The 19,983-nt window shown below is 70.2% G+C and carries 18 protein-coding genes and 1 pseudogene; 1 reads left to right on the top strand and 18 read right to left on the bottom strand.

The annotated features are described in order from the left end of the window. Positions 1 to 217: 217 nt before the first annotated feature. From pyrF to pyrR, 8 genes are all read right to left on the bottom strand, one after another. Positions 218 to 1,063 carry an orotidine-5'-phosphate decarboxylase gene (pyrF, locus tag EAO75_RS24465; protein ID WP_187284564.1) on the bottom strand — a complete coding sequence of 282 codons (846 nt, stop codon included), beginning with the start codon at positions 1,061 to 1,063 and terminating at the stop codon, positions 218 to 220. Then, a complete protein-coding gene (locus EAO75_RS24460) occupies positions 1,060 to 2,166 on the bottom strand; it encodes a quinone-dependent dihydroorotate dehydrogenase (protein ID WP_147997183.1) in 1,107 nt (368 codons plus the stop codon). Before EAO75_RS24460 ends, pyrF begins: the two co-directional genes overlap by 4 nt. A 76-nt stretch (positions 2,167 to 2,242) precedes the next feature. Then, positions 2,243 to 5,551 carry a carbamoyl-phosphate synthase large subunit gene (carB, locus tag EAO75_RS24455; protein ID WP_147997182.1) on the bottom strand — a complete coding sequence of 1,103 codons (3,309 nt, stop codon included), beginning with the start codon at positions 5,549 to 5,551 and terminating at the stop codon, positions 2,243 to 2,245. Next, positions 5,544 to 6,701 carry a glutamine-hydrolyzing carbamoyl-phosphate synthase small subunit gene (carA, locus tag EAO75_RS24450; protein ID WP_147997181.1) on the bottom strand — a complete coding sequence of 386 codons (1,158 nt, stop codon included), beginning with the start codon at positions 6,699 to 6,701 and terminating at the stop codon, positions 5,544 to 5,546. Before carA ends, carB begins: the two co-directional genes overlap by 8 nt. Further along, entirely contained in the window at positions 6,698 to 7,294 is a 597-nt protein-coding gene (locus EAO75_RS24445; RefSeq protein ID WP_147997180.1) for a hypothetical protein, read from the bottom strand. Before EAO75_RS24445 ends, carA begins: the two co-directional genes overlap by 4 nt. After that, positions 7,291 to 8,577: a dihydroorotase gene (locus EAO75_RS24440; protein WP_147997179.1), complete on the bottom strand. Its 1,287-nt coding sequence runs from the start codon at positions 8,575 to 8,577 to the stop codon at positions 7,291 to 7,293. The genes EAO75_RS24445 and EAO75_RS24440 overlap by 4 nt, the downstream gene beginning before the upstream one ends. 5 nt (positions 8,578 to 8,582) lie before the next feature. Beyond that, positions 8,583 to 9,560: an aspartate carbamoyltransferase catalytic subunit gene (locus tag EAO75_RS24435; protein ID WP_147997178.1), complete on the bottom strand. Its 978-nt coding sequence runs from the start codon at positions 9,558 to 9,560 to the stop codon at positions 8,583 to 8,585. Between the two features lie 103 nt (positions 9,561 to 9,663). Next, the gene (gene pyrR / locus EAO75_RS24430; protein WP_147997177.1) at positions 9,664 to 10,236 is read right to left on the bottom strand and encodes a bifunctional pyr operon transcriptional regulator/uracil phosphoribosyltransferase PyrR; all 573 of its coding nucleotides are present in this window, start codon (positions 10,234 to 10,236) and stop codon (positions 9,664 to 9,666) included. A 255-nt stretch (positions 10,237 to 10,491) separates the two neighbouring features. Here pyrR and bldD point away from each other — a divergent pair, with 255 nt between their 5' ends. Then, positions 10,492 to 10,995 carry a transcriptional regulator BldD gene (bldD, locus tag EAO75_RS24425; protein WP_007491469.1) on the top strand — a complete coding sequence of 168 codons (504 nt, stop codon included), beginning with the start codon at positions 10,492 to 10,494 and terminating at the stop codon, positions 10,993 to 10,995. 174 nt (positions 10,996 to 11,169) lie between these two features. On the opposite strand, the gene nusB is transcribed toward bldD, so the two are convergent. From nusB to mltG, 10 genes and pseudogenes are all read right to left on the bottom strand, one after another. Further along, positions 11,170 to 11,604: a transcription antitermination factor NusB gene (gene nusB, locus EAO75_RS24420; RefSeq protein ID WP_147997176.1), complete on the bottom strand. Its 435-nt coding sequence runs from the start codon at positions 11,602 to 11,604 to the stop codon at positions 11,170 to 11,172. Between the two features lies 1 nt (position 11,605). Further along, positions 11,606 to 12,172 (bottom strand): elongation factor P, encoded by a 567-nt coding sequence (gene efp, locus EAO75_RS24415; RefSeq protein ID WP_030947394.1) that lies wholly within the window; start codon positions 12,170 to 12,172, stop codon positions 11,606 to 11,608. Positions 12,173 to 12,223: 51 nt separating this feature from the next. Beyond that, the gene (locus EAO75_RS24410; RefSeq protein WP_147997175.1) at positions 12,224 to 13,330 is read right to left on the bottom strand and encodes an aminopeptidase P family protein; all 1,107 of its coding nucleotides are present in this window, start codon (positions 13,328 to 13,330) and stop codon (positions 12,224 to 12,226) included. A gap of 177 nt (positions 13,331 to 13,507) precedes the next feature. After that, positions 13,508 to 14,410 (bottom strand): Pro-rich N-terminal domain-containing protein, encoded by a 903-nt coding sequence (locus EAO75_RS24405; protein WP_147998050.1) that lies wholly within the window; start codon positions 14,408 to 14,410, stop codon positions 13,508 to 13,510. Positions 14,411 to 14,576: 166 nt separating this feature from the next. After that, positions 14,577 to 15,668 (bottom strand): 3-dehydroquinate synthase, encoded by a 1,092-nt coding sequence (gene aroB, locus EAO75_RS24400; protein ID WP_147997174.1) that lies wholly within the window; start codon positions 15,666 to 15,668, stop codon positions 14,577 to 14,579. Continuing rightward, positions 15,665 to 16,183 carry a shikimate kinase gene (locus EAO75_RS24395; protein WP_147997173.1) on the bottom strand — a complete coding sequence of 173 codons (519 nt, stop codon included), beginning with the start codon at positions 16,181 to 16,183 and terminating at the stop codon, positions 15,665 to 15,667. The genes aroB and EAO75_RS24395 overlap by 4 nt, the downstream gene beginning before the upstream one ends. Next, entirely contained in the window at positions 16,180 to 17,364 is a 1,185-nt protein-coding gene (aroC, locus tag EAO75_RS24390) for a chorismate synthase (protein WP_147997172.1), read from the bottom strand. Before aroC ends, EAO75_RS24395 begins: the two co-directional genes overlap by 4 nt. Before the next feature lie 184 nt (positions 17,365 to 17,548). After that, the gene (locus EAO75_RS24385; protein ID WP_147997171.1) at positions 17,549 to 17,947 is read right to left on the bottom strand and encodes a hypothetical protein; all 399 of its coding nucleotides are present in this window, start codon (positions 17,945 to 17,947) and stop codon (positions 17,549 to 17,551) included. A 52-nt stretch (positions 17,948 to 17,999) separates the two neighbouring features. Beyond that, entirely contained in the window at positions 18,000 to 18,839 is an 840-nt protein-coding gene (locus EAO75_RS24380) for a shikimate dehydrogenase (protein WP_147997170.1), read from the bottom strand. Continuing rightward, positions 18,820 to 19,983, bottom strand: a pseudogene (gene mltG / locus EAO75_RS24375) (endolytic transglycosylase MltG); the annotation flags it as partial. The pseudogene mltG and the gene EAO75_RS24380, both read right to left, overlap by 20 nt.

Raw genomic sequence — 19,983 nt, 5'->3', positions numbered from 1 at the left:
ACTGCTTCAGGAGCGTGGAAGGTGCCCCCACTGGTCGGAGACTAGCGGGCAAGTCCGCCAGAGTCAGCGAGAACAGCGGAAAAGTCCTGGTCAGCCTCCGTCAGGTCGGACATTTAGGACATAATGCCCCGGATTTGAGGATGTATTCAGACTCAAGTCGGCCGCGGACCACTCATCGGAGGACTTCCGCGACCGGCTCGAACACCTCTGACGGCGGTCAGGCACCCGATACAGCGTGCGCGACCGCGTCTGCGAAGCGTGACGCGGCCTCACGCAGCGCGACGACGTCCGGTCCGTGCCGCAGCACACCCCGGCTGACGTTCGGCACGACATTGCGCACCGCGGCGCCGAAGACCTGCGGAAGATCCGCGGGCGTGGCGCCCTGGGCACCGATGCCGGGGGCGAGGATCGGACCGTTGATGGCGAGGTCGTACGACGACAGGTCGCCGAGCGTGGCGCCGACGACCGCCCCGAAGGACCCCAGGGGCTCCTCTCCCTCGTTCTCGGCGGCCAGGTGGGCCAGCATCGTCGCGCCGACGGTGCGGCCGTCCGCGCGGATCGCGTGCTGGACCTCGCCGCCCTCGGGGTTCGAGGTCAGCGCGAGCACGAACAGGCCGGCGCCGCTCTCCCGGGCCAGCGCCACGGCCGGCGAGAGCGATCCGTAGCCGAGGTACGGCGAGACGGTCAGCGCGTCGGAGAACAGCGGGGAGTCCTTGCGCAGGAAGGTCTCGGCGTACGCGGCCATGGTCGAGCCGATGTCGCCGCGCTTGGCGTCCATCACGACCAGCGCTCCGGCCGCCCGCGCCTCCTCGACCGACCTCTCCAGGACGGCGATGCCACGGGACCCGAAGCGCTCGAAGAAGGCGCTCTGCGGCTTGAGCACGGCGACCCGGTCGGCCATCGCCTCCACGACCGTGCGGCTGAACCGCTCCAGGCCCGCCACGTCGTCGTTCAGGCCCCACTCGGCGAGCAGGGAGGCGTGCGGGTCGATGCCGACGCACAGGGGGCCGCGCTCGTCCATGGCGCGCCGCAGACGTGCGCCGAAGGGTTCCAGAGAGCTCATGCCGTCTTCCTCACGTCGGCGCCGACCGCGTCGGCGAGGGTGGCGTACGGGCTGGTGCGCAGGCGCGCGGCGAGCCCCTTATGGAGGGCACGGCCCCAGAAGGGCCCCTCGTAGATGAAGGCGCTGTATCCCTGCACGAGCGTGGCACCGGCGAGGATGCGCTGCCAGGCGTCCTCGGCGTTCTCGATGCCGCCGACGCCCACGAGGGTGATCCGGTCGCCCACGCGCGCGTACAGGCGCCTCAGCACCTCCAGGGAGCGCGCCTTCAGGGGCGCCCCGGACAGACCGCCGGTCTCCTTCACGAGGGTGGGGTCGGACTTCAGACCGAGTCCCTCGCGCGCGATGGTGGTGTTCGTGGCGATGATCCCGTCCAGGCCGAGCTCGACGGCCAGGTCGGCTACGGCGTCGACGTCCTCGTCGGCGAGGTCCGGCGCGATCTTCACCAGCAGCGGCACGCGGCGGGCGGTCACCGTGCGGTCGGCGGCCTCGCGGACGGCGCTCAGGAGCGGCCGCAGGGACTCCGTGGCCTGGAGGTTGCGCAGGCCGGGCGTGTTCGGCGAGGAGACGTTAACGACCAGGTAGTCGGCGTAAGGCGCGAGCCGCTCGGTCGACTTCACGTAGTCGCCGGCGGCGTCGGCCTCCGGGACGACCTTGGTCTTGCCGATGTTGACGCCGACGACGGTGTTGAAGACGGGCGTGCGGGACGCCAGGCGGGCCGCCACGGCCAGCGAGCCCTCGTTGTTGAAGCCCATGCGGTTGATGAGCGCGCGGTCCTGCACGAGCCGGAACAGCCGCTTCTTGGGGTTGCCGGGCTGGGCCTCCCCGGTCACCGTGCCGATCTCGACGTGGTCGAAGCCGAGCATCGACATCCCGTCGATCGCGACGGCGTTCTTGTCGAAGCCCGCGGCGAGCCCGAAGGGGCCGTGCATGCGCAGCCCGAAGGCCTCGGTCCGCAGTTCCTTGTGGCGGGGCGCGAGCGCGGCCGCGACGAACGTGCGCAGCACCGGGATGCGGACGGCGAGCCGGATCCAGCGGAACGCGAGGTGGTGGGCCTGCTCGGGGTCCATCCGTTTGAAAACGAGACGGAAGAACAGCTTGTACATGTCTGTGTCCTCTTTGAAGCTTCGGCGAGCCTCATGAAGAGGGGGACACCGTCTGTCGGTGTCCCCCTCAGGGCTGCTAGTCGCGGGCCGCGGTCAGATGCTCGGCGTGTTCCTGCAGGGAACGTACGCCCACATCACCGTGGTTGAGGGCGTCGATGCCCTGGACGGCGGCGGCGAGCGCCTGGACCGTCGTCAGGCAGGGCACGGACCGCGCCACGGCCGCCGTACGGATGTCGTAGCCGTCGAGGCGGCCGCCGGTGCCGTACGGGGTGTTGACGATGAGGTCGACCTCGCCGTCGTGGATGAGCTGGACGATGGTCTTCTCGCCGTTCGGGCCCTCGCCCTCGGACTGCTTGCGCACGACGGTGGCGTTGATGCCGTTGCGCTTGAGGACCTCGGCCGTGCCGGAGGTGGCCATGAGCTCGAAGCCGTGGGCGACCAGCTCGCGCGCCGGGAAGATCATCGAGCGCTTGTCGCGGTTGGCGACCGAGATGAAGGCGCGGCCCTTGGTGGGCAGCGGGCCGTACGCGCCCGCCTGCGACTTGGCGTACGCCGTGCCGAAGACGGAGTCGATGCCCATGACCTCGCCGGTGGAGCGCATCTCCGGGCCGAGGACGGTGTCGACGCCGCGCCCGTGGATGTCGCGGAAGCGCGACCACGGCATGACGGCCTCCTTGACGGAGATCGGCGCGTCGAGCGGGAGTTCGCCGCCGTCGCCGGTCGCCGGAAGCAGGCCCTCGGCGCGCAGTTCGGCGATGGTCGTGCCCAGCGAGATGCGGGCGGCGGCCTTCGCCAGCGGTACCGCGGTCGCCTTCGAGGTGAAGGGGACGGTGCGGGACGCACGCGGGTTGGCCTCCAGGACGTACAGGATGTCGCCGGCCATCGCGAACTGGATGTTGATCAGGCCGCGTACGCCGACGCCCTTGGCGATGGCCTCCGTGGACGCCCGCAGGCGCTTGATGTCGAAGCCGCCGAGCGTGATCGGGGGCAGGGCGCACGCAGAGTCGCCGGAGTGGATGCCGGCCTCCTCGATGTGCTCCATGACGCCGCCGAGGTAGAGCTCGGTGCCGTCGTAGAGCGCGTCGACGTCGATCTCGATCGCGTCGTCCAGGAAGCGGTCGACGAGGACCGGCCGCGAGGGGCTGATCTCGGTCGACTCGGCGATGTAGGACTCCAGCCGGGTCTCGTCGTAGACGATCTCCATGCCGCGTCCGCCGAGGACGTACGACGGCCGCACGAGGACCGGGTAGCCGATCTCGTCCGCGATGGCCTTGGCGCCCGCGAAGGTGGTGGCGGTGCCGTGCTTGGGGGCCGGGAGGCCCGCCTCCGCGAGGACCCGCCCGAAGGCACCCCGGTCCTCGGCGGCGTGGATGGCCTCCGGGGACGTACCGACGATCGGCACGCCGTTGTCCTTCAGCGCCTGCGACAGACCCAGCGGGGTCTGGCCGCCCAGCTGGACGATCACGCCCGCCACGGGGCCGGCCTGCTGCTCGGCGTGGACGATCTCCAGCACGTCCTCCAGCGTCAGCGGCTCGAAGTACAGGCGGTCGGAGGTGTCGTAGTCCGTGGAGACGGTCTCCGGGTTGCAGTTGACCATCACGGTCTCGTACCCGGCGTCGCTCAGCGCGAAGGAGGCGTGGACGCAGGAGTAGTCGAACTCGATGCCCTGGCCGATGCGGTTGGGTCCGGAGCCCAGGATGATGACGGCCGGCTTCTCGCGCGAAGCGACCTCGGTCTCCTCGTCGTAGGAGGAGTAGAAGTACGGCGTCTGCGCGGCGAACTCGGCGGCGCAGGTGTCGACCGTCTTGTAGACCGGGCGGATGCCGAGCGCGTGCCGCACCTCGCGTACGACGTCCTCGCGCAGGCCGCGGATCTCGGCGATCTGCTGGTCGGAGAAGCCGTGCCGCTTGGCCTCGGCGAGCAGCTCGGGGGTGAGCTCCGCGGCCTCGGCGATCTCGTCGGCGATCTCCTTGATGAGGAAGAGCTGGTCGACGAACCAGGGGTCGATCTTCGTGTACTCGAAGACCTCCTCCTGGGTGGCACCCGCGCGGATGGCCTGCATGACGGCGTTGATCCGGCCGTCGGTCGGGCGGACCGCCTCTTCGAGGAGGAGCGCCTTGTCGCCGGGCTCGCCGACGAAGGTGAACTGGCTGCCCTTCTTCTCCAGCGAGCGCAGCGCCTTCTGGAAGGCCTCGGTGAAGTTACGGCCGATGGCCATGGCCTCGCCGACCGACTTCATGGTGGTGGTGAGGGTGGYGTCGGCCTGCGGGAACTTCTCGAAGGCGAAACGCGGGGCCTTCACGACCACGTAGTCGAGCGTCGGCTCGAAGGAGGCCGGGGTCTCCCGCGTGATGTCGTTCGGGATCTCGTCGAGCGTGTAGCCGACGGCCAGCTTGGCGGCGATCTTGGCGATCGGGAAGCCGGTCGCCTTGGAGGCGAGGGCCGAGGAACGCGACACGCGCGGGTTCATCTCGATGACGATCACGCGACCGTCCTCGGGGTTCACCGCGAACTGGATGTTGCAGCCGCCGGTGTCGACGCCGACCTCGCGGATCACGGCGATGCCGATGTCCCGCAGGATCTGGTACTCGCGGTCGGTGAGCGTCATCGCGGGCGCGACGGTGATCGAGTCGCCCGTGTGCACGCCCATCGGGTCGAAGTTCTCGATGGAGCAGACGACCACGACGTTGTCGTGCTTGTCGCGCATCAACTCCAGCTCGTACTCCTTCCAGCCGAGGATGGACTCCTCCAGGAGCACCTCGGTGGTCGGCGACAGGGTCAGGCCCTGCCCTGCGATGCGGCGCAGCTCCTCCTCGTCGTGCGCGAAGCCGGAGCCGGCGCCGCCCATGGTGAAGGACGGGCGGACGACGACCGGGTAGCCGCCGAGGGTCTCGACGCCACCCAGGACGTCGTCCATGGAGTGGCAGATGACCGAGCGGGCGGACTCGCCGTGGCCGATCTTGCCGCGGACGGCCTCGACGACGTCCTTGAAGAGGTCGCGGTCCTCGCCCTTGTTGATGGCCTCGACGTTGGCGCCGATCAGCTCCACGCCGTACTTCTCCAGCGTCCCCGCCTCGTGCAGCGAGATGGCGGTGTTGAGGGCCGTCTGGCCGCCCAGGGTGGGCAGCAGCGTGTCCGGCCGCTCCTTGGCGATGATCTTCTCGACGAACTCCGGGGTGATCGGCTCGACGTAGGTGGCGTCGGCGATCTCCGGGTCGGTCATGATCGTCGCCGGGTTGGAGTTCACGAGGATGACGCGCAGGCCCTCGGACTTCAGGACGCGGCACGCCTGCGTGCCGGAGTAGTCGAACTCGGCGGCCTGGCCGATGACGATCGGGCCGGAGCCGATGACCAGGACGGACTGGATATCGGTGCGCTTAGGCACGCTGGCCCTCCATCAGGGAAACGAAGCGGTCGAACAGGTAGGCGGCGTCGTGCGGGCCCGCTGCCGCTTCGGGGTGGTACTGGACGCTGAAGGCCGGCTTGTCGAGGAGGTGGAGGCCCTCCACCACGTTGTCGTTGAGGCAGACGTGGGAGACCTCGGCGCGGCCGTAGGGGGTGTCGGAGACCTTGTCGGTCGGGGCGTCCACGGCGAAGCCGTGGTTGTGCGCGGTGACCTCGACCTTGCCGGTCGTGCGGTCCTGGASCGGCTGGTTGATACCGCGGTGGCCGTACTTCAGCTTGTAGGTGCCGAAGCCGAGGGCGCGGCCGAGGATCTGGTTGCCGAAGCAGATGCCGAAGAGCGGGGTGCCGCGCTCCAGGACCGCCTGCATGACGGAGACCGGGTGGTCGGCGGTGGCCGGGTCGCCCGGGCCGTTGGAGAAGAACACGCCGTCCGGGTTCACGGCGAAGACGTCCTCGGCGGTCGCCGTCGCGGGCAGGACGTGCACCTCGATGCCGCGCTCGGCCATGCGGTGCGGGGTCATGCCCTTGATGCCGAGGTCCYCGYCGGCGACCGTGAACTTCTTCTCGCCGATCGCGGGGACGACGTACGCCTCCTTGGTGGCGACCTCGGCGGAGAGGTCGGCGCCCTTCATCTCGGGGGCCTGGCGGACCTCGGCGAGCATGGTGCCCTCGTCGGGCAGCGCGTTGCCGGAGAAGATGCCGACGCGCATGGCGCCGCGCTCGCGCAGGTGGCGGGTGAGCGCGCGGGTGTCGATGCCGGAGATCCCGACGACGCCCTGGTGGCGCAGCTCGTCGTCCAGCGAGCGCTTGGCACGCCAGTTGGACGGCACGCGCGCGGGGTCGCGCACGACGTAGCCGGCGACCCAGATCTGCTTGCTCTCCGGGTCCTCGTCGTTGACGCCGGTGTTGCCGACGTGCGGGGCGGTCATCACGACGACCTGGCCGTGGTACGACGGGTCGGTGAGGGTCTCCTGGTAGCCGGTCATGCCGGTGGAGAACACTGCCTCGCCGAAGGTCACCCCCACGGCCCCGTAGGCACGGCCGCGGAACATGCGGCCGTCCTCCAGGACGAGTACGGCGGGAGCCGCCTTGTGCCTCTGCGAGGCGGTCCCCTGGATGGAGGTCGTCATCGTTCGGCGCCTTCCGTGCTGTTGTTGTCGATCATGGAGTTGTCGATCATGGAGTTAATGACGTCGACCCACTCGTTGTGCTCCGCCGCGTGGTCCGAGCGGAACCCGGAGTCGATCAGCCGCTCGCCGTGCGCCCAGGTCACCACGAGCAGTCCGCCCTCGGTCAGGACCTTGCCGGCGATGCCCTTGTCGAGCCGGGCCTCGCGCAGCTGCGCGACGGGCACGAAGAAGTCGGTCGCGCCGGGGCGTACGACGTCCAGTCCCGCGTCCGTCAGCGTGAGCTCGACCCGGCTGCGGGTGCCGAGGCCGTGCGCCACGATGCGGTCCAGCCACTGACCGGCGGTGGTGGAGCCGTGGTAGCGGCCGCTCATGCTCAGTCTCGCCGGGCCGGGGTCGTCCGGCGCGCTGGGCAGCTCGGGCAGGTCGCCCTGGAGCGTGCCGCGCCATTTCCAGCCCTCGCGCATCAGCCAGTAGACGAGCGCGACGAAGAGGGCGAGTCCGACGAGCCAGCCGGCGCGGGCGGCCCAGTCGGTGACCTCGGCCGACTTCTTTTCGGCGGCGAGTCCGGCGGCGAGCAGAGTTGCAGGTGTCACGTGAGCTTCCCGTCGACGAGCGTGGCCTTGCCCCGGAGCCACGTGTGCGTCACACGGCCCGGCAGCTCACGCCCCTCGTACGGGGTGTTGCGGCTGCGCGAGGCGAAGCCCGCGGGGTCCACGGACCCACGGTATTCCGTGTCGACGAGCGTGAGGTTGGCGGGCTCACCAGCCGAGACGGGACGGCCGTGTCCCTTCGCCTGCCCGATCTGGGCGGGCTTGAAGGACATGCGCTCGGCGACCCCGGTCCAGGTGAGGAGCCCGGTGTCCACCATGGTCTCCTGCACCACTGACAACGCGGTCTCCAGGCCGACCATCCCCATGGCGGCGGCGGCCCACTCGCAGTCCTTGTCCTCGTGCGGGTGCGGGGCGTGGTCGGTGGCGACGATGTCGATGGTGCCGTCGGCGAGCGCCTCGCGCAGCGCCATCACGTCACGCTCGGTGCGCAGCGGCGGGTTCACCTTGTAGACCGGGTTGTAGGTGCGCACCATCTCGTCGGTGAGGAGCAGGTGGTGCGGGGTGACCTCGGCGGTGACGTCGATGCCGCGAGACTTGGCCCAGCGGACGATCTCGACGGATCCGGCGGTCGACAGGTGGCAGATGTGGACGCGGGAGCCGACGTGCTCGGCGAGCAGGACGTCCCGGGCGATGATCGATTCCTCGGCCACCGCGGGCCAGCCGCCGAGGCCCAGCTCGGCGGAGACGACGCCCTCGTTCATCTGGGCGCCCTCGGTCAGCCGCGGCTCCTGCGCGTGCTGGGCGACGACACCGCCGAAGGCCTTCACGTACTCCAGCGCGCGGCGCATGATCACGGCGTCGTCGACGCACTTGCCGTCGTCGGAGAAGACGGTGACGCCCGCCACCGACTCGTGCATGGCGCCCAGCTCGGCGAGCTTGCGGCCTTCGAGGCCGACGGTGACGGCGCCGATCGGCTGCACGTCGCAGTAGCCGTGCTCCCGGCCCAGTCGCCAGACCTGCTCGACCACGCCGGCGGTGTCGGCGACCGGGAAGGTGTTGGCCATGGCGAACACGGCGGTGAAGCCGCCGGAGGCCGCCGCGCGCGTGCCGGTCAGCACGGTCTCGGAGTCCTCACGGCCGGGCTCACGCAGATGCGTGTGCAGGTCGACCAGGCCCGGCAGCAGGACCTTGCCCGCCGCCTCGACGACCTGGGCGCCCTCGTCGCTCAGACCGGTGCCCACCTCGGCGATGGTCTCGCCGTCGATCAGCACGTCCTGCGGCTCGCCGCCGAGCACCTTCGCACCCCGGATCAGGATCTTGCTCATCAGTCTTACTTCTCCTCGGTACGGGTGTGGGCGGCGGCCGGTTCGTTTCCGCCCAGCAGCAGATACAGGACGGCCATCCGGATGGAGACTCCGTTTGCGACCTGCTCGATCGCGGTGCAGCGCTCCGAGTCGGCGACCTCGGCGGTGATCTCCATGCCGCGGACCATCGGGCCGGGGTGCATCACGATCGAGTGCTCGGGCATCTTGGCCATGCGCTCGCCGTCGAGGCCGTAGCGCCGCGAGTACTCGCGCTCGGTCGGGAAGAACGCGGCGTTCATGCGCTCGCGCTGCACGCGCAGCATCATCACCGCGTCGGACTTCGGAAGCGTGCTGTCGAGGTCGTACGACACCTCGCAGGGCCAGGTCTCGACGCCGACCGGCACCAGAGTGGGCGGCGCGACGAGGGTGACCTGGGCGCCGAGGGTGTGCAGCAGGTCGACGTTGGAGCGGGCGACCCGGCTGTGCAGGATGTCGCCGACGATCGTGATGCGCCGGCCGTCGAGGTCCTGGCCGATCCCGGCGTCCCGGCCGACGAGCCGGCGCCGCATCGTGAAGGCGTCCAACAGGGCCTGGGTCGGGTGCTGGTGGGTGCCGTCGCCGGCGTTGATGACGGCCGCGTCGATCCAGCCGGAGTTGGCCAGGCGGTACGGCGCTCCGGAGGCCCCGTGCCGGATGACGACGGCGTCGACGCCCATGGCCTCCAGGGTCTGGGCGGTGTCCTTCAGGGACTCGCCCTTGGACACGCTGGACCCCTTGGCGGTGAAGTTGATGACGTCCGCGGACAGCCGCTTCTCGGCGGCCTCGAAGGAGATACGCGTGCGCGTGGAGTCCTCGAAGAAGAGGTTCACGACGGTGCGGCCGCGCAGGGTCGGCAACTTCTTGATCGGCCGGTCGGCGACCCGGGCCATCTCCTCGGCGGTGTCGAGGATCAGGACGGCGTCGTCGCGGGTGAGGTCGGCGGCCGAGATGAGATGACGCTGCATCTGTCAGGCTCCGTAAGGCAGTTCATTCAGGCGAAATTGGGGCAGACGGGTGCGCGCGAGGGCGCACTGAGCGGGCGTACGACAGCGGCGTACGCCGTGGGCGCTACTGGGAGGTCTGCTTGGCACCGAGCAGAACGGTGTCGCGACCGTCCTCCTCGGCGAGCAGGACCTTGACCGTCTCCCGCAGCGACGTGGGGAGGTTCTTGCCGACGTAGTCGGCGCGGATGGGCAGTTCGCGGTGGCCGCGGTCGACGAGGACGGCGAGCTGGACCGCGCGCGGACGGCCGATGTCGTTCAGGGCGTCGAGAGCGGCGCGGATCGTGCGGCCGGAGAAGAGCACGTCGTCGACGAGGACGACGAGGCGGCCGTCGATGCCGTCACCGGGGATCTCGGTGCGGGCGAGCGCACGCGGTGGGTGCATGCGCAGGTCGTCGCGGTACATCGTGATATCCAGCGAGCCGACCGGCATCTTGCGCTCGGTGATTTCCTCGAGCTTGGCGGCGAGCCGCTGGGCGAGGAAGACGCCTCGGGTGGGAATGCCGAGGAGCACCACGTCGTCGGCGCCCTTGGCGCGCTCGACGATCTCGTGGGCAATGCGGGTCAACACCCGCGCGATGTCAGGGCCTTCGAGAACGGGCCTTGCGTCGGACGCTTGCGTGTCCTGTTGCCTGTCCATACGAAAAGGACCTCCTTCTCCGCCTCACGGGACGGACCTTAAAGGACGTCTGGTTTGCGCCATCCACGGTAGCAGGCCGCCGAGGCCCTCCTCATCACCCCCTTGGCCCAATCAGCCACCGATAGCACGGAAGCGTCGGTGTGGACCATTCGGCTTGACGGGCCAGAGTAACGCTGCGTAACCTCACAGTGAGTTACCAACCGCGCGGCATGGAACCCAAGCCACGTCGCGTCGACACAGTGTCCGGGGAGCTATATGTCCAGCGAATACGCCAAACAGCTCGGGGCCAAACTCCGGGCCATCCGCACCCAGCAGGGCCTTTCCCTCCACGGTGTCGAGGAGAAGTCCCAGGGACGCTGGAAGGCCGTCGTGGTCGGTTCGTACGAGCGCGGCGACCGCGCCGTGACCGTGCAGCGACTTGCCGAGCTGGCGGATTTCTACGGCGTGCCGGTGCAGGAGCTGCTGCCGGGCACCACGCCGGGCGGGGCCGCCGAGCCGCCGCCGAAGCTGGTCCTGGACCTGGAGCGGCTGGCCCACGTGCCGGCCGAGAAGGCGGGCCCCCTGCAGCGCTATGCCGCGACCATCCAGTCGCAGCGAGGTGACTACAACGGCAAGGTGCTGTCGATCCGCCAGGACGACCTGCGCACACTCGCCGTCATTTACGACCAGTCCCCCTCGGTCCTCACCGAGCAGCTGATCAGCTGGGGCGTGCTGGACGCGGACGCGCGCCGCGCGGTGTCCCACGCCGACGAGGGCTGAGCGTTACGCCGCTTGAGCAGAAACGTACCGCCGGGGTGGCCGSAACCCAWTGGGTTGCGGCCACCCCGGCGGCGTTCTGCAGCCTGAGGAGACCCAGAGAGCCCCCTGGGGCACAAGAAGACGCGGGAGGGCCCGCAGCGYRCGCTGCGGGCCCTCCCGCGTCTTCGAGGACCCTTACGCTTCGTCTCGGCGCAGCGAGGGCTTCAGGTCCTTGAGCCGGCCGAGCAGGCCGTTGACGAACGAGGGCGACTCGTCCGTCGAGAACTCCTTCGCCAGCTGCACCATCTCGTCCAGCACGACGGCGTCCGGGGTCTCGTCGACCCAGATCAGCTCGTACGCGCCGAGGCGCAGGATGTTGCGGTCCACGACCGGCATCCGGTCGAGCGTCCAGCCGACGGAGTACTGCGCGATCAGGTCGTCGATGCGCCTCGCGTGCTGGGCGTAGCCCTCGACGAGCTGCATCGTGTACTCGCTGACCGGCGGCTGCCGGGTGTCGTCCCGGGAGAGCCGGATCCAGTCCGCGAGGACCGTCAGGACGCCGACCCCGCGCTGGTCGCCCTCGAAGAGGATCTGGAAGGCGCGCTTGCGGGCCGTGTTGCGGGCAGCCAATTTAGCTGTTCACCCGGCCGAGGTAGTCGCTCGTGCGAGTGTCGACCTTGATCTTCTCACCGGTGGTGATGAAGAGCGGGACCTGGATCTGGTGACCGGTCTCCAGGGTGGCGGGCTTGGTGCCGCCGGTGGAGCGGTCGCCCTGGACGCCCGGCTCGGTCTCCTGGATGACGAGCTCGACGGCGGCCGGCAGCTCGACGAAGAGCACCTCGCCCTCGTGCTGCGCCACGGTGGCCATGAAGCCCTCGATGAGGAAGTTCGCGGCGTCACCGACGGCCTTGCGGTCGACCATGAGCTGGTCGTAGGTCTCCATGTCCATGAAGACGAAGTACTCGCCGTCCATGTAGGAGAACTGCATGTCCCGCTTGTCGACGGTGGCCGTCTCGACCTTCACGCCGGCGTTGAAGGTCTTGTCGACGACCTTCCCGGAGAGCACGTTCTTGAGCTTGGTGCGCACGAAGGCCGGGCCCTTGCCGGGCTTGACGTGCTGGAACTCGACGACGGACCACAGCTGGCCGCCGTCGAGCTTGAGCACCATGCCGTTCTTGAGGTCGTTCGTGGAAGCCACGGTTGCGGAATCTCCTGGACTGACGTGGACGACCCCGGCGCACGCTCCTGTCTAAAGGGCGAGCAGCTCCTTGGTCGTGATGGTGAGTAGCTCGGGTCCGCCGTCCGCCTCGGGGCGGACGACGAGCGTGTCATCGATCCGGACGCCGCCCCGGCCCGGGAGGTGGACCCCCGGTTCGACGGTGACCGGCACGCAAGCGTCCAGTTTACCCATGGCCGCGGGAGCCAACTGCGGGTCCTCGTCGATTTCGAGTCCCACACCGTGCCCCGTCAGCGACGGAAGGCCCTCCGCGTACCCCGCGGAATCCAGTACCTGGCGTGCGGCACGGTCCACGTCACGGTAGGCGGCGCCGGGTACCAGAGACTCCCGTCCGGCGCGCTGGGCGGCGAAGACCAGGTCGTACAGCTCGATCTGCCAGTCGGCGGGGGACGTACCGATCACGAAGGTACGGCCGACCTCGCAGCGGTAGCCGCGGTACATGGCCCCCAGACAGACGGAGAGGAAGTCGCCCTCCTCGACCCGGCGGTCGGTGGGCCGATGGGCACGTCGGCCGGAGTTCGGGCCGGTGGCCACGGCGGTGGGGAAGGCGGGGCCGTCGGCGCCGTGATCGACGAGGCGCCGTTCCAGTTCGAGGGCGAGGTGGCGCTCCGTGCGGCCGACGAGGATGGATTCGAGCAGCTCGCCCAGGGCCTGGTCGGCGATCTCGGCGCCGATGCGGAGGCAGGAGATCTCCTCCTCGTCCTTGACGACGCGGAGCTGTTCGACGGCGCCGCCGAGGTCGGTCAGGCGCAGCCGGGGGACGACGGAGCGGATGGCTCGGTGCCGGGCGACGGTGAGGTGATGTTCCTCCACGGCCAGGGAGTCACCGCCCTGCGCGGCGCAGAGGTCGGCGGCCGCGACCGCGGGGTCACCGGCGGCGCCGGGCAGGAGGTGCGTCCGCAGCGCCTCGTCCGGGCGACCCTCGGCGGGGCGGTCGCCGGGCGGGCCGAGGCACACGAGCAGGTCCTCGGTCCTGCCGATGAGGAGCACGGAGTCCTGCGGGGCGGCGCCTGCGAGGTAGCGGACGTTCGCGGGGCGGGAGATCAGCGCGGAGGCGCTGCCGCTGGCTTGGCAGCGTTCCCGTAGGCGGGTTCGGCGGGCGGCGTACACCTCTGACATGACACGAGCGTAGGAGCTCTGTCGGGTTGGCGCCGGTTGAGGGCGTCTGAGTGGGCGGTGTCCGCATTGTTCGGGTTGGGAGTGGTGTTCGGGGGGCGCGGTGTGTGCCCCCCGCGGGCGAGTGAGGGCTCGTCGCGCGGTTCCCCGCGTCCCTGAGGGGCGTCCCCGCCCCCGGCGCTACCAGTTCGGGGGGCTGGCGATCGATCTTGCCAGTACGTCGTCCAGGACCTGGGCGGTCTGCGGCACGTCCAGCTGGGAGTTGTCGATGATCGGCAGGCCCGAGCCGTACCAGCCCGCCATGCGGCCGTGGATGCGGGCGACCTCCTCGTCGGTGAGGCGGCGGTTGCCCATGCGTTCGGCGTTGCGCTCCAGGACGATCTCCAGGCCCGGCAGCAGCACCACGGGCAGCAGCCCCGGGCCGACGTGGCGCTTCCAGCCGCCGAGGCCGACCACCGGGCGGTCCGGGAACACCGCGTCGTCGAGGATGCAGGAGATGCCGTTGGCCAGGAAGTTTCGCGCGGCGAAGCCACAGGTGCGGCGGGCCAGGCGGTACTGCGCCTCGGAATGGTCGTTCCACCCGGACTGGGGGTCGGCGAAGCCCGAGCGGACCCATTCGCGTACGTCGTCGAGGCTGATGTGGGCCGTGGGGACCCGGCGGTGGTCCGCCCAGTACTTGGCGACGCTTGTCTTACCGGCCCCCGCCGGGCCGATGAGCAGCACCGCCATGGTCGTGGTCCCCATGTCGGGTGCCGCGGTGGCGGGCGGGACGCTCGGCATGCCGACGGGGCCGCCGGGCGGCAGAGGTACGTGACCCGTGGTCTCGGGGGCCGGCGGGGCCGGGACCTGTGGGGGTGTGTGCTGGACCGGTCCGGGCGGTGCGAAGCCCGGTGCCGGAGGCGGCGGGGGTATCGGGGCGGATCCCTGATGCGGAGCAGATCCCTGATGCGGGGCGGGTCCCTGATGCGGCGCTGGTCCTTGGTGCCCACTCGGGTGGTGCGCACCCGGGGGCTGTCCGGCCGGCGACCAGCCGTGCCCCGACTGGTGGGGCGGCGGCAGCGGAGAACCCACTGCGTGCTGCATCCGGTGCCACTCCGTCTCGTCTTCCATGGCCATTGACGCTGGCAGCGGGCATGACCCGCTCGCTACCGAACGGTACCGCCCCCGGCCGCCGTTTGGTGAACGGCCGGGGGCGGTCTGAAGTGCCCATCGCCACAGGTGAATCGGACGGAACGGTGAATCGGAGGACTTACTGGCCGACTTCGCCGTACGCGGCGAGCAGCACGGCCGGGTCCGGCCCCTCCAGCACTGTGGGCTTGGCCAGGCCGTCCAGGACGATGAAGCGCAGCAGATTGCCGCGGGACTTCTTGTCGACCTTCATCGTCTCGAGCAGCTTGGGCCACTGGTCGTAGCGGTACTGCAGCGGCAGGCCCACCGACTCCAGGATGGTGCGGTGCCGGTCCGCCGTCGCGTCGTCCAACCGCCCGGCGAGACGGCCGAGTTCGGCGGCGAAGTGCATACCGACGGCCACCGCCGCGCCGTGCCGCCACTTGTAGCGCTCGTTCTTCTCGATCGCGTGGCCGAGTGTGTGGCCGTAGTTGAGGATCTCCCGCAGACCCGACTCCTTCAGGTCGGACGAGACGACCTCGGCCTTGACCCGGATCGAGCGCTCGATCAGCTCCGCGGTGTGCGGGCCGGCCGGGGTGCGCGCGGCCTCGGGGTCGGCCTCGATCAGCTCCAGGATCGTCGGGTCGGCGATGAAGCCGGCCTTGATGATCTCCGCGAGTCCGGAGACGTAGTCGTTGACCGGGAGCGAGTCCAGCGCGGCCAGGTCGCACAGCACGCCGGCCGGCGGGTGGAAGGCACCCACCAGGTTCTTGCCCTCGGCGGTGTTGATGCCGGTCTTGCCGCCCACCGCCGCGTCCACCATGGCCAGCACGGTGGTCGGGACCGCGATCCAGCGCACCCCGCGCAGCCAGCTGGCGGCCACGAAGCCGGCCAGGTCGGTGGTCGAGCCGCCGCCGACACCGACGATCAGGTCGGAGCGGGTGAACCCGGACTGGCCCAGCGCCTTCCAGCAGTAGGCCGCCACCTCGGCGGTCTTGGCCTCCTCGGCGTTCGGCACCTGGATGGCGACCGCCTCGTAGCCCTGCTCGGCCAGATCGGCCCGCAGCGCCTCGCCGGTCTCGGCCAGCGCCTCCGGATGGATCACGGCGATCCGCTGGGCCTTGCCGCCGATCAACCCGCCCAGCTCGCCCAGGAGCTGACGGCCCACCAGGACCTCGTACGGTTCGCTGCCCGCGGTACCGCCGACCTGGATCCGCGTCACTGCCTCAGTCATGCGTCCTTCAACTCCAGTGCGTCCAGGGCGGCTTGAGTCACCTCTTCGGGTGTCCTGCCGTCGGTGGCCACGACAGCCGTGGCGATCCCCTCGTACAGATGGCGGCGGGCCTCCATCAGGTCCCGCCACTGCTTGCGCGGATTGACCGCGAGCAGCGGGCGGGCGGCGTTCAGGCCGGTGCGCTTGACCGCCTCCTCGACGTCCATCGACAGGTAGACGACCTGCTGCCCGAGCAGCAGCGCGCGCGTGTCCTCGTCCAGGATCGAGCCGCCGCCCAGCGCCAGGACGCCGTCGTGCTCGGCGAGCGCCCGGTGCACGGCCTGCTTCTCGATCGCCCGGAAGGCCGGCTCGCCCTCGTCGACGAAGATCTCCGCGATCGTCCGGCCCTGCTCGGCCACGATGTCGTCGTCGGTGTCCCGGTAGCCGACGCCGAGCCGCTCGGCCAGCAGCTGCCCGACCGTGGACTTGCCCACGCCCATCGGTCCGACCAGCACCACCACAGGCGCTGCGCTCATCGGATGGCCAGGTTCTCTAGGTACGACTGCACGTTCCGGCGGGTCTCGACGACGCTGTCGCCGCCGAACTTCTCCGCCACCGCGTCCGCGAGGACGAGCGCCACCATGGCCTCGGCGACGATGCCGGCGGCCGGGACCGCGGAGACGTCGGAACGCTGGTGGTGGGCCTGCGTCGCCTCACCGGTCGTCACGTCCACCGTCTGGAGCGCCTTGGGCACGGTCGCGATCGGCTTCATCGCGGCGCGGACCCGCAGCAGCTCACCGGTGGTGAGGCCGCCCTCGGTGCCGCCGGAGCGCCCGGAGGTACGGCGGATGCCCTCCGGCGTGCTGACGATCTCGTCGTGCGCCTTCGAACCGGGCACCCGCGCCAGCTCGAAGCCGTCGCCGATCTCGACGCCCTTGATGGCCTGGATGCCCATGAGGGCACCGGCGAGCCGGGCGTCCAGCTTGCGGTCCCAGTGGACGTGCGAACCGAGGCCGACCGGCACGCCGTACGCCAGGATCTCGACCACGCCACCGAGGGTGTCGCCGTCCTTGTGGGCCTGGTCGATCTCCGCGACCATCGCCTTCGACGCGTCCGCGTCCAGGCAGCGCACGGGGTCCTCGTCCAGCTTCTCGACGTCGGCCGGGGTGGGGTACACACCCTGCGGGGCCTTCGCGGAGGCCAGCTCGACGACGTGGCTGACGATCTCGATGCCGGCCGTCTCCTTGATGTACGACCGGGCCACCGCGCCCAGCGCGACACGCGCCGCCGTCTCACGGGCGGAGGCCCGCTCCAGGATCGGCCGGGCCTCGTCGAAGCCGTACTTCTGCATGCCCGCGAGGTCGGCGTGGCCGGGGCGCGGGCGGGTCAGCGGGGCGTTGCGGGCCAGGCCGGCGAGGACCTCCGGGTCGACCGGGTCGGCCGCCATCACCTGCTCCCACTTGGGCCACTCGGTGTTGCCCACCATGATCGCGACCGGGGAACCGAGGGTGAGGCCGTGCCGGACGCCGCCGATGAAGGTGACCTCGTCGCGCTCGAACTTCATGCGCGCACCGCGTCCATAGCCGAGCCGGCGCCGGGCCAGGTGGTCCGCCACCATCTCCGTGGTGATCGGCACGCCGGCGGGAAGGCCCTCCAGCGTCGCCACGAGTGCGGGACCGTGGGACTCCCCCGCGGTCAGCCAGCGCAACCTGCTCAACGGTGCTCCTCAGTGCTCGCGCCCTGGTACTGCCCTGCGTACGCGCGTCCTCGCGTACGTCGACGGCGCGACCAGGTGCGCGGCCCCGGCCCGCCACCTTCGATCCTCCCACGTCCGGCACCGGTCCCCGGCCGCCGGTCCACCAGGCGGACGGAAAATGGACGGTGCCGGGCGCAGGCGGGGATCACGCCGGGCTGTTGCCCTGGGGCTGCTGCGGGGCGTACGCACCGAGGTAGTCGGCGCCGCTGCCCTGCGGGTTCGGCTGCGCGGCCTGCGCCTGCCGAGGGGCGTAGGGGCCGAGGAAGTCGGCGCCGCTCGGCTGCTGGGCCTGCTGCTGCGGGGCGTACGGGCCCAGGTGGTCCGCGCCGCTCCCCTGCCCCTGCTGCACCGCCACCTGGACGGTCTGTCCCTGGCGCCGCGCGCGCCGCTGGTCGATCTTGCGCTTCAGCTTGAAGACCCACGACCCGACCACGAGCAGCACGATCAGGACGAGCACAGGGATCTGCACCCAGTCCGGCATGAACTGCAGGACAACCTCGAATATTTCGCTCTTGCCGGACGCCAGCGGCACACCAGTGGACACTGCTTGTACTCCCCCTAGATCCTCTCCGCCCCCCGGCGGAACTCAGCGGATCTTAGCGGTTCGCGAGAGCCCGCTCTCCCGCTTTTCGCATGGCCTCCACCGGGGCGGGGGCGCGGCCGGTCATCTGCTCCACCTGCAGCACCGCCTGATGCACCAGCAGGTCGAGTCCGCTGACCACGGCTCCGCCGAACATGGACCAGCGGGCTGCGAGGGCGGTCGGCCAGGGGTCGTAGAGCACGTCGAACAGGGTGGTGGGGCGCTCCGGTACGGCGGAGGCGAGGACGTCCGTCGTACCGGCCGGCGTGGTCGCGATGACCAGCGGCGCGTGCAGCGCCCGCTCCGCGTCCGCCCAGTCCGCCGTACGGACCTCCACGTCGAGCCGCTCACCCCACTGCCGCATCTCGGCGGCGCGTGCCTCGCTGCGTACGTACGCCACGACCTCGCCGGTGCAGATGCGGGCGAGCGCGGCCAGCGCGGAGGACGCCGTGGCGCCGGCGCCGAGGATCGCGGCCGAGTCGACCTGTTCGATGCCGCGTTCGCGCAGGGCGGCGATCATGCCGGGGATGTCGGTGTTGTCGCCGCGGCGACGGCCGTCCTGAGCGAGGACCACCGTGTTGACCGCCTCCACCGAGGCCGCCGTCTCGCTGATCTCGTCGAGCAGCGGGATGACCGCCCGCTTGAGCGGCATGGTCAGCGACAACCCCGCCCACTCCGGACCGAGTTCGGCGACGAACCCGGGCAGCGCGGCCTCGTCGATCTCGAACCGGTCGTACGACCAGGTGGTGAGCCCCAGTTCCTCGTAGGCGGCGCGGTGCAGCACCGGGGAGAGGGAGTGGGCGATGGGCTTGCCGAGTACGGCGGCCCGGCGGGCGTCAGTTGCCCGTGCTCTCATTGAACTTGTCCTTGAGCTTCTGGAAATCTTCGTGCGTCTTGGCGAATTCGGTCTTGCTCACGCCGTCGACCGCGACGAAGTAATACCAGCCCTGGTCGGTCGGATTCAGCGTTCCCGTGATCGCGCCGTCGCCCGGGTTCCCGATCGGGCCGGGCGGCAGACCCTTCTGGGTGTACGTGTTGTACGGGTCCTGGTTCTTGTTGATCTCGGACTCGCTGATATTGATGTTGCTCTCGCCCTTCAGGTAATTGAAGGTCGAGTCGAACTGCAACATGCCGTAGGTCTCGGGGTTCGCGCGATCGAGCCGGTTGTAGACCACTTCCGCCATCTTGCGGTAGTCGTCGGCGGTCTTGCCCTCGGCCTGGACGAGGCTGGCGACCGTGATGACCTGCAGCGGGCTGTCCAGCTTGAGCGCCTTCGCCTTGGCCTCCAGGTCGAGCGCCTTGTACTTGTTCGCGGCCTGGGTCACCATCGCCTTCAGGACCGCCTCCGGCTTCATGCCCTTGGCGGCGGGATAGGTGCCCGGGTAGAGGAAGCCCTCCAGCGGATCCTTGATATCGCTGTCGTCGTTCGCCCAGCTCGGCAGTCCGAGGCTCTTGAAATTCTTCTCGGCGATCTTCTCGGTGGCGCCGGACGACAGATCGAGCTGTTCGTCGATCGCCTTGTAGACGGCCTTATTGCGCTCGCCCGGCCGGACCAGGACGTTGTTCTGGCTCTTCGGGTCGAGCATCATCTCGACGGCGCTCTCGGCGGACATCTCCTTGTGCAGGAGATAGGCGCCGGCCTGGATCGACTTCCCGTCGGGGTTCTGCGACTGGGCGGCGACGAACGCGTCGACACTCTTGACGACACCGGCCTGCTTGAGCGCCTGGCCGATCTCGTTGCCGAGCGCGCCCTTCGGGATCTCGACAGTGACGGTCTCGCCCGTGCCGCCTCCGGCGTAGTCGGGCGCCGCGCCGAAACGATCCTGGTAAAACTGGTACCCGAAATATCCGACTCCTGCGACGGTTCCGCCGAAGACGACCACGACCACCAGACAGGCGAGCCCGCTGCGGCGCTTCTTGGGCTTGCCGCCCCTGCCCCGCCCTTTGCCTCGTCCGCGCCGAACTCCTCCCCGACCTGATCGAGCGTCACGTCGGTGTCC

Origin of the sequence: Streptomyces sp. UW30 (assembly GCF_008042075.1) — a bacterium.
Taxonomy (GTDB): Bacteria; Actinomycetota; Actinomycetes; order Streptomycetales; family Streptomycetaceae; genus Streptomyces.
This window is presented reverse-complemented; position numbering and strand designations above follow the sequence as displayed.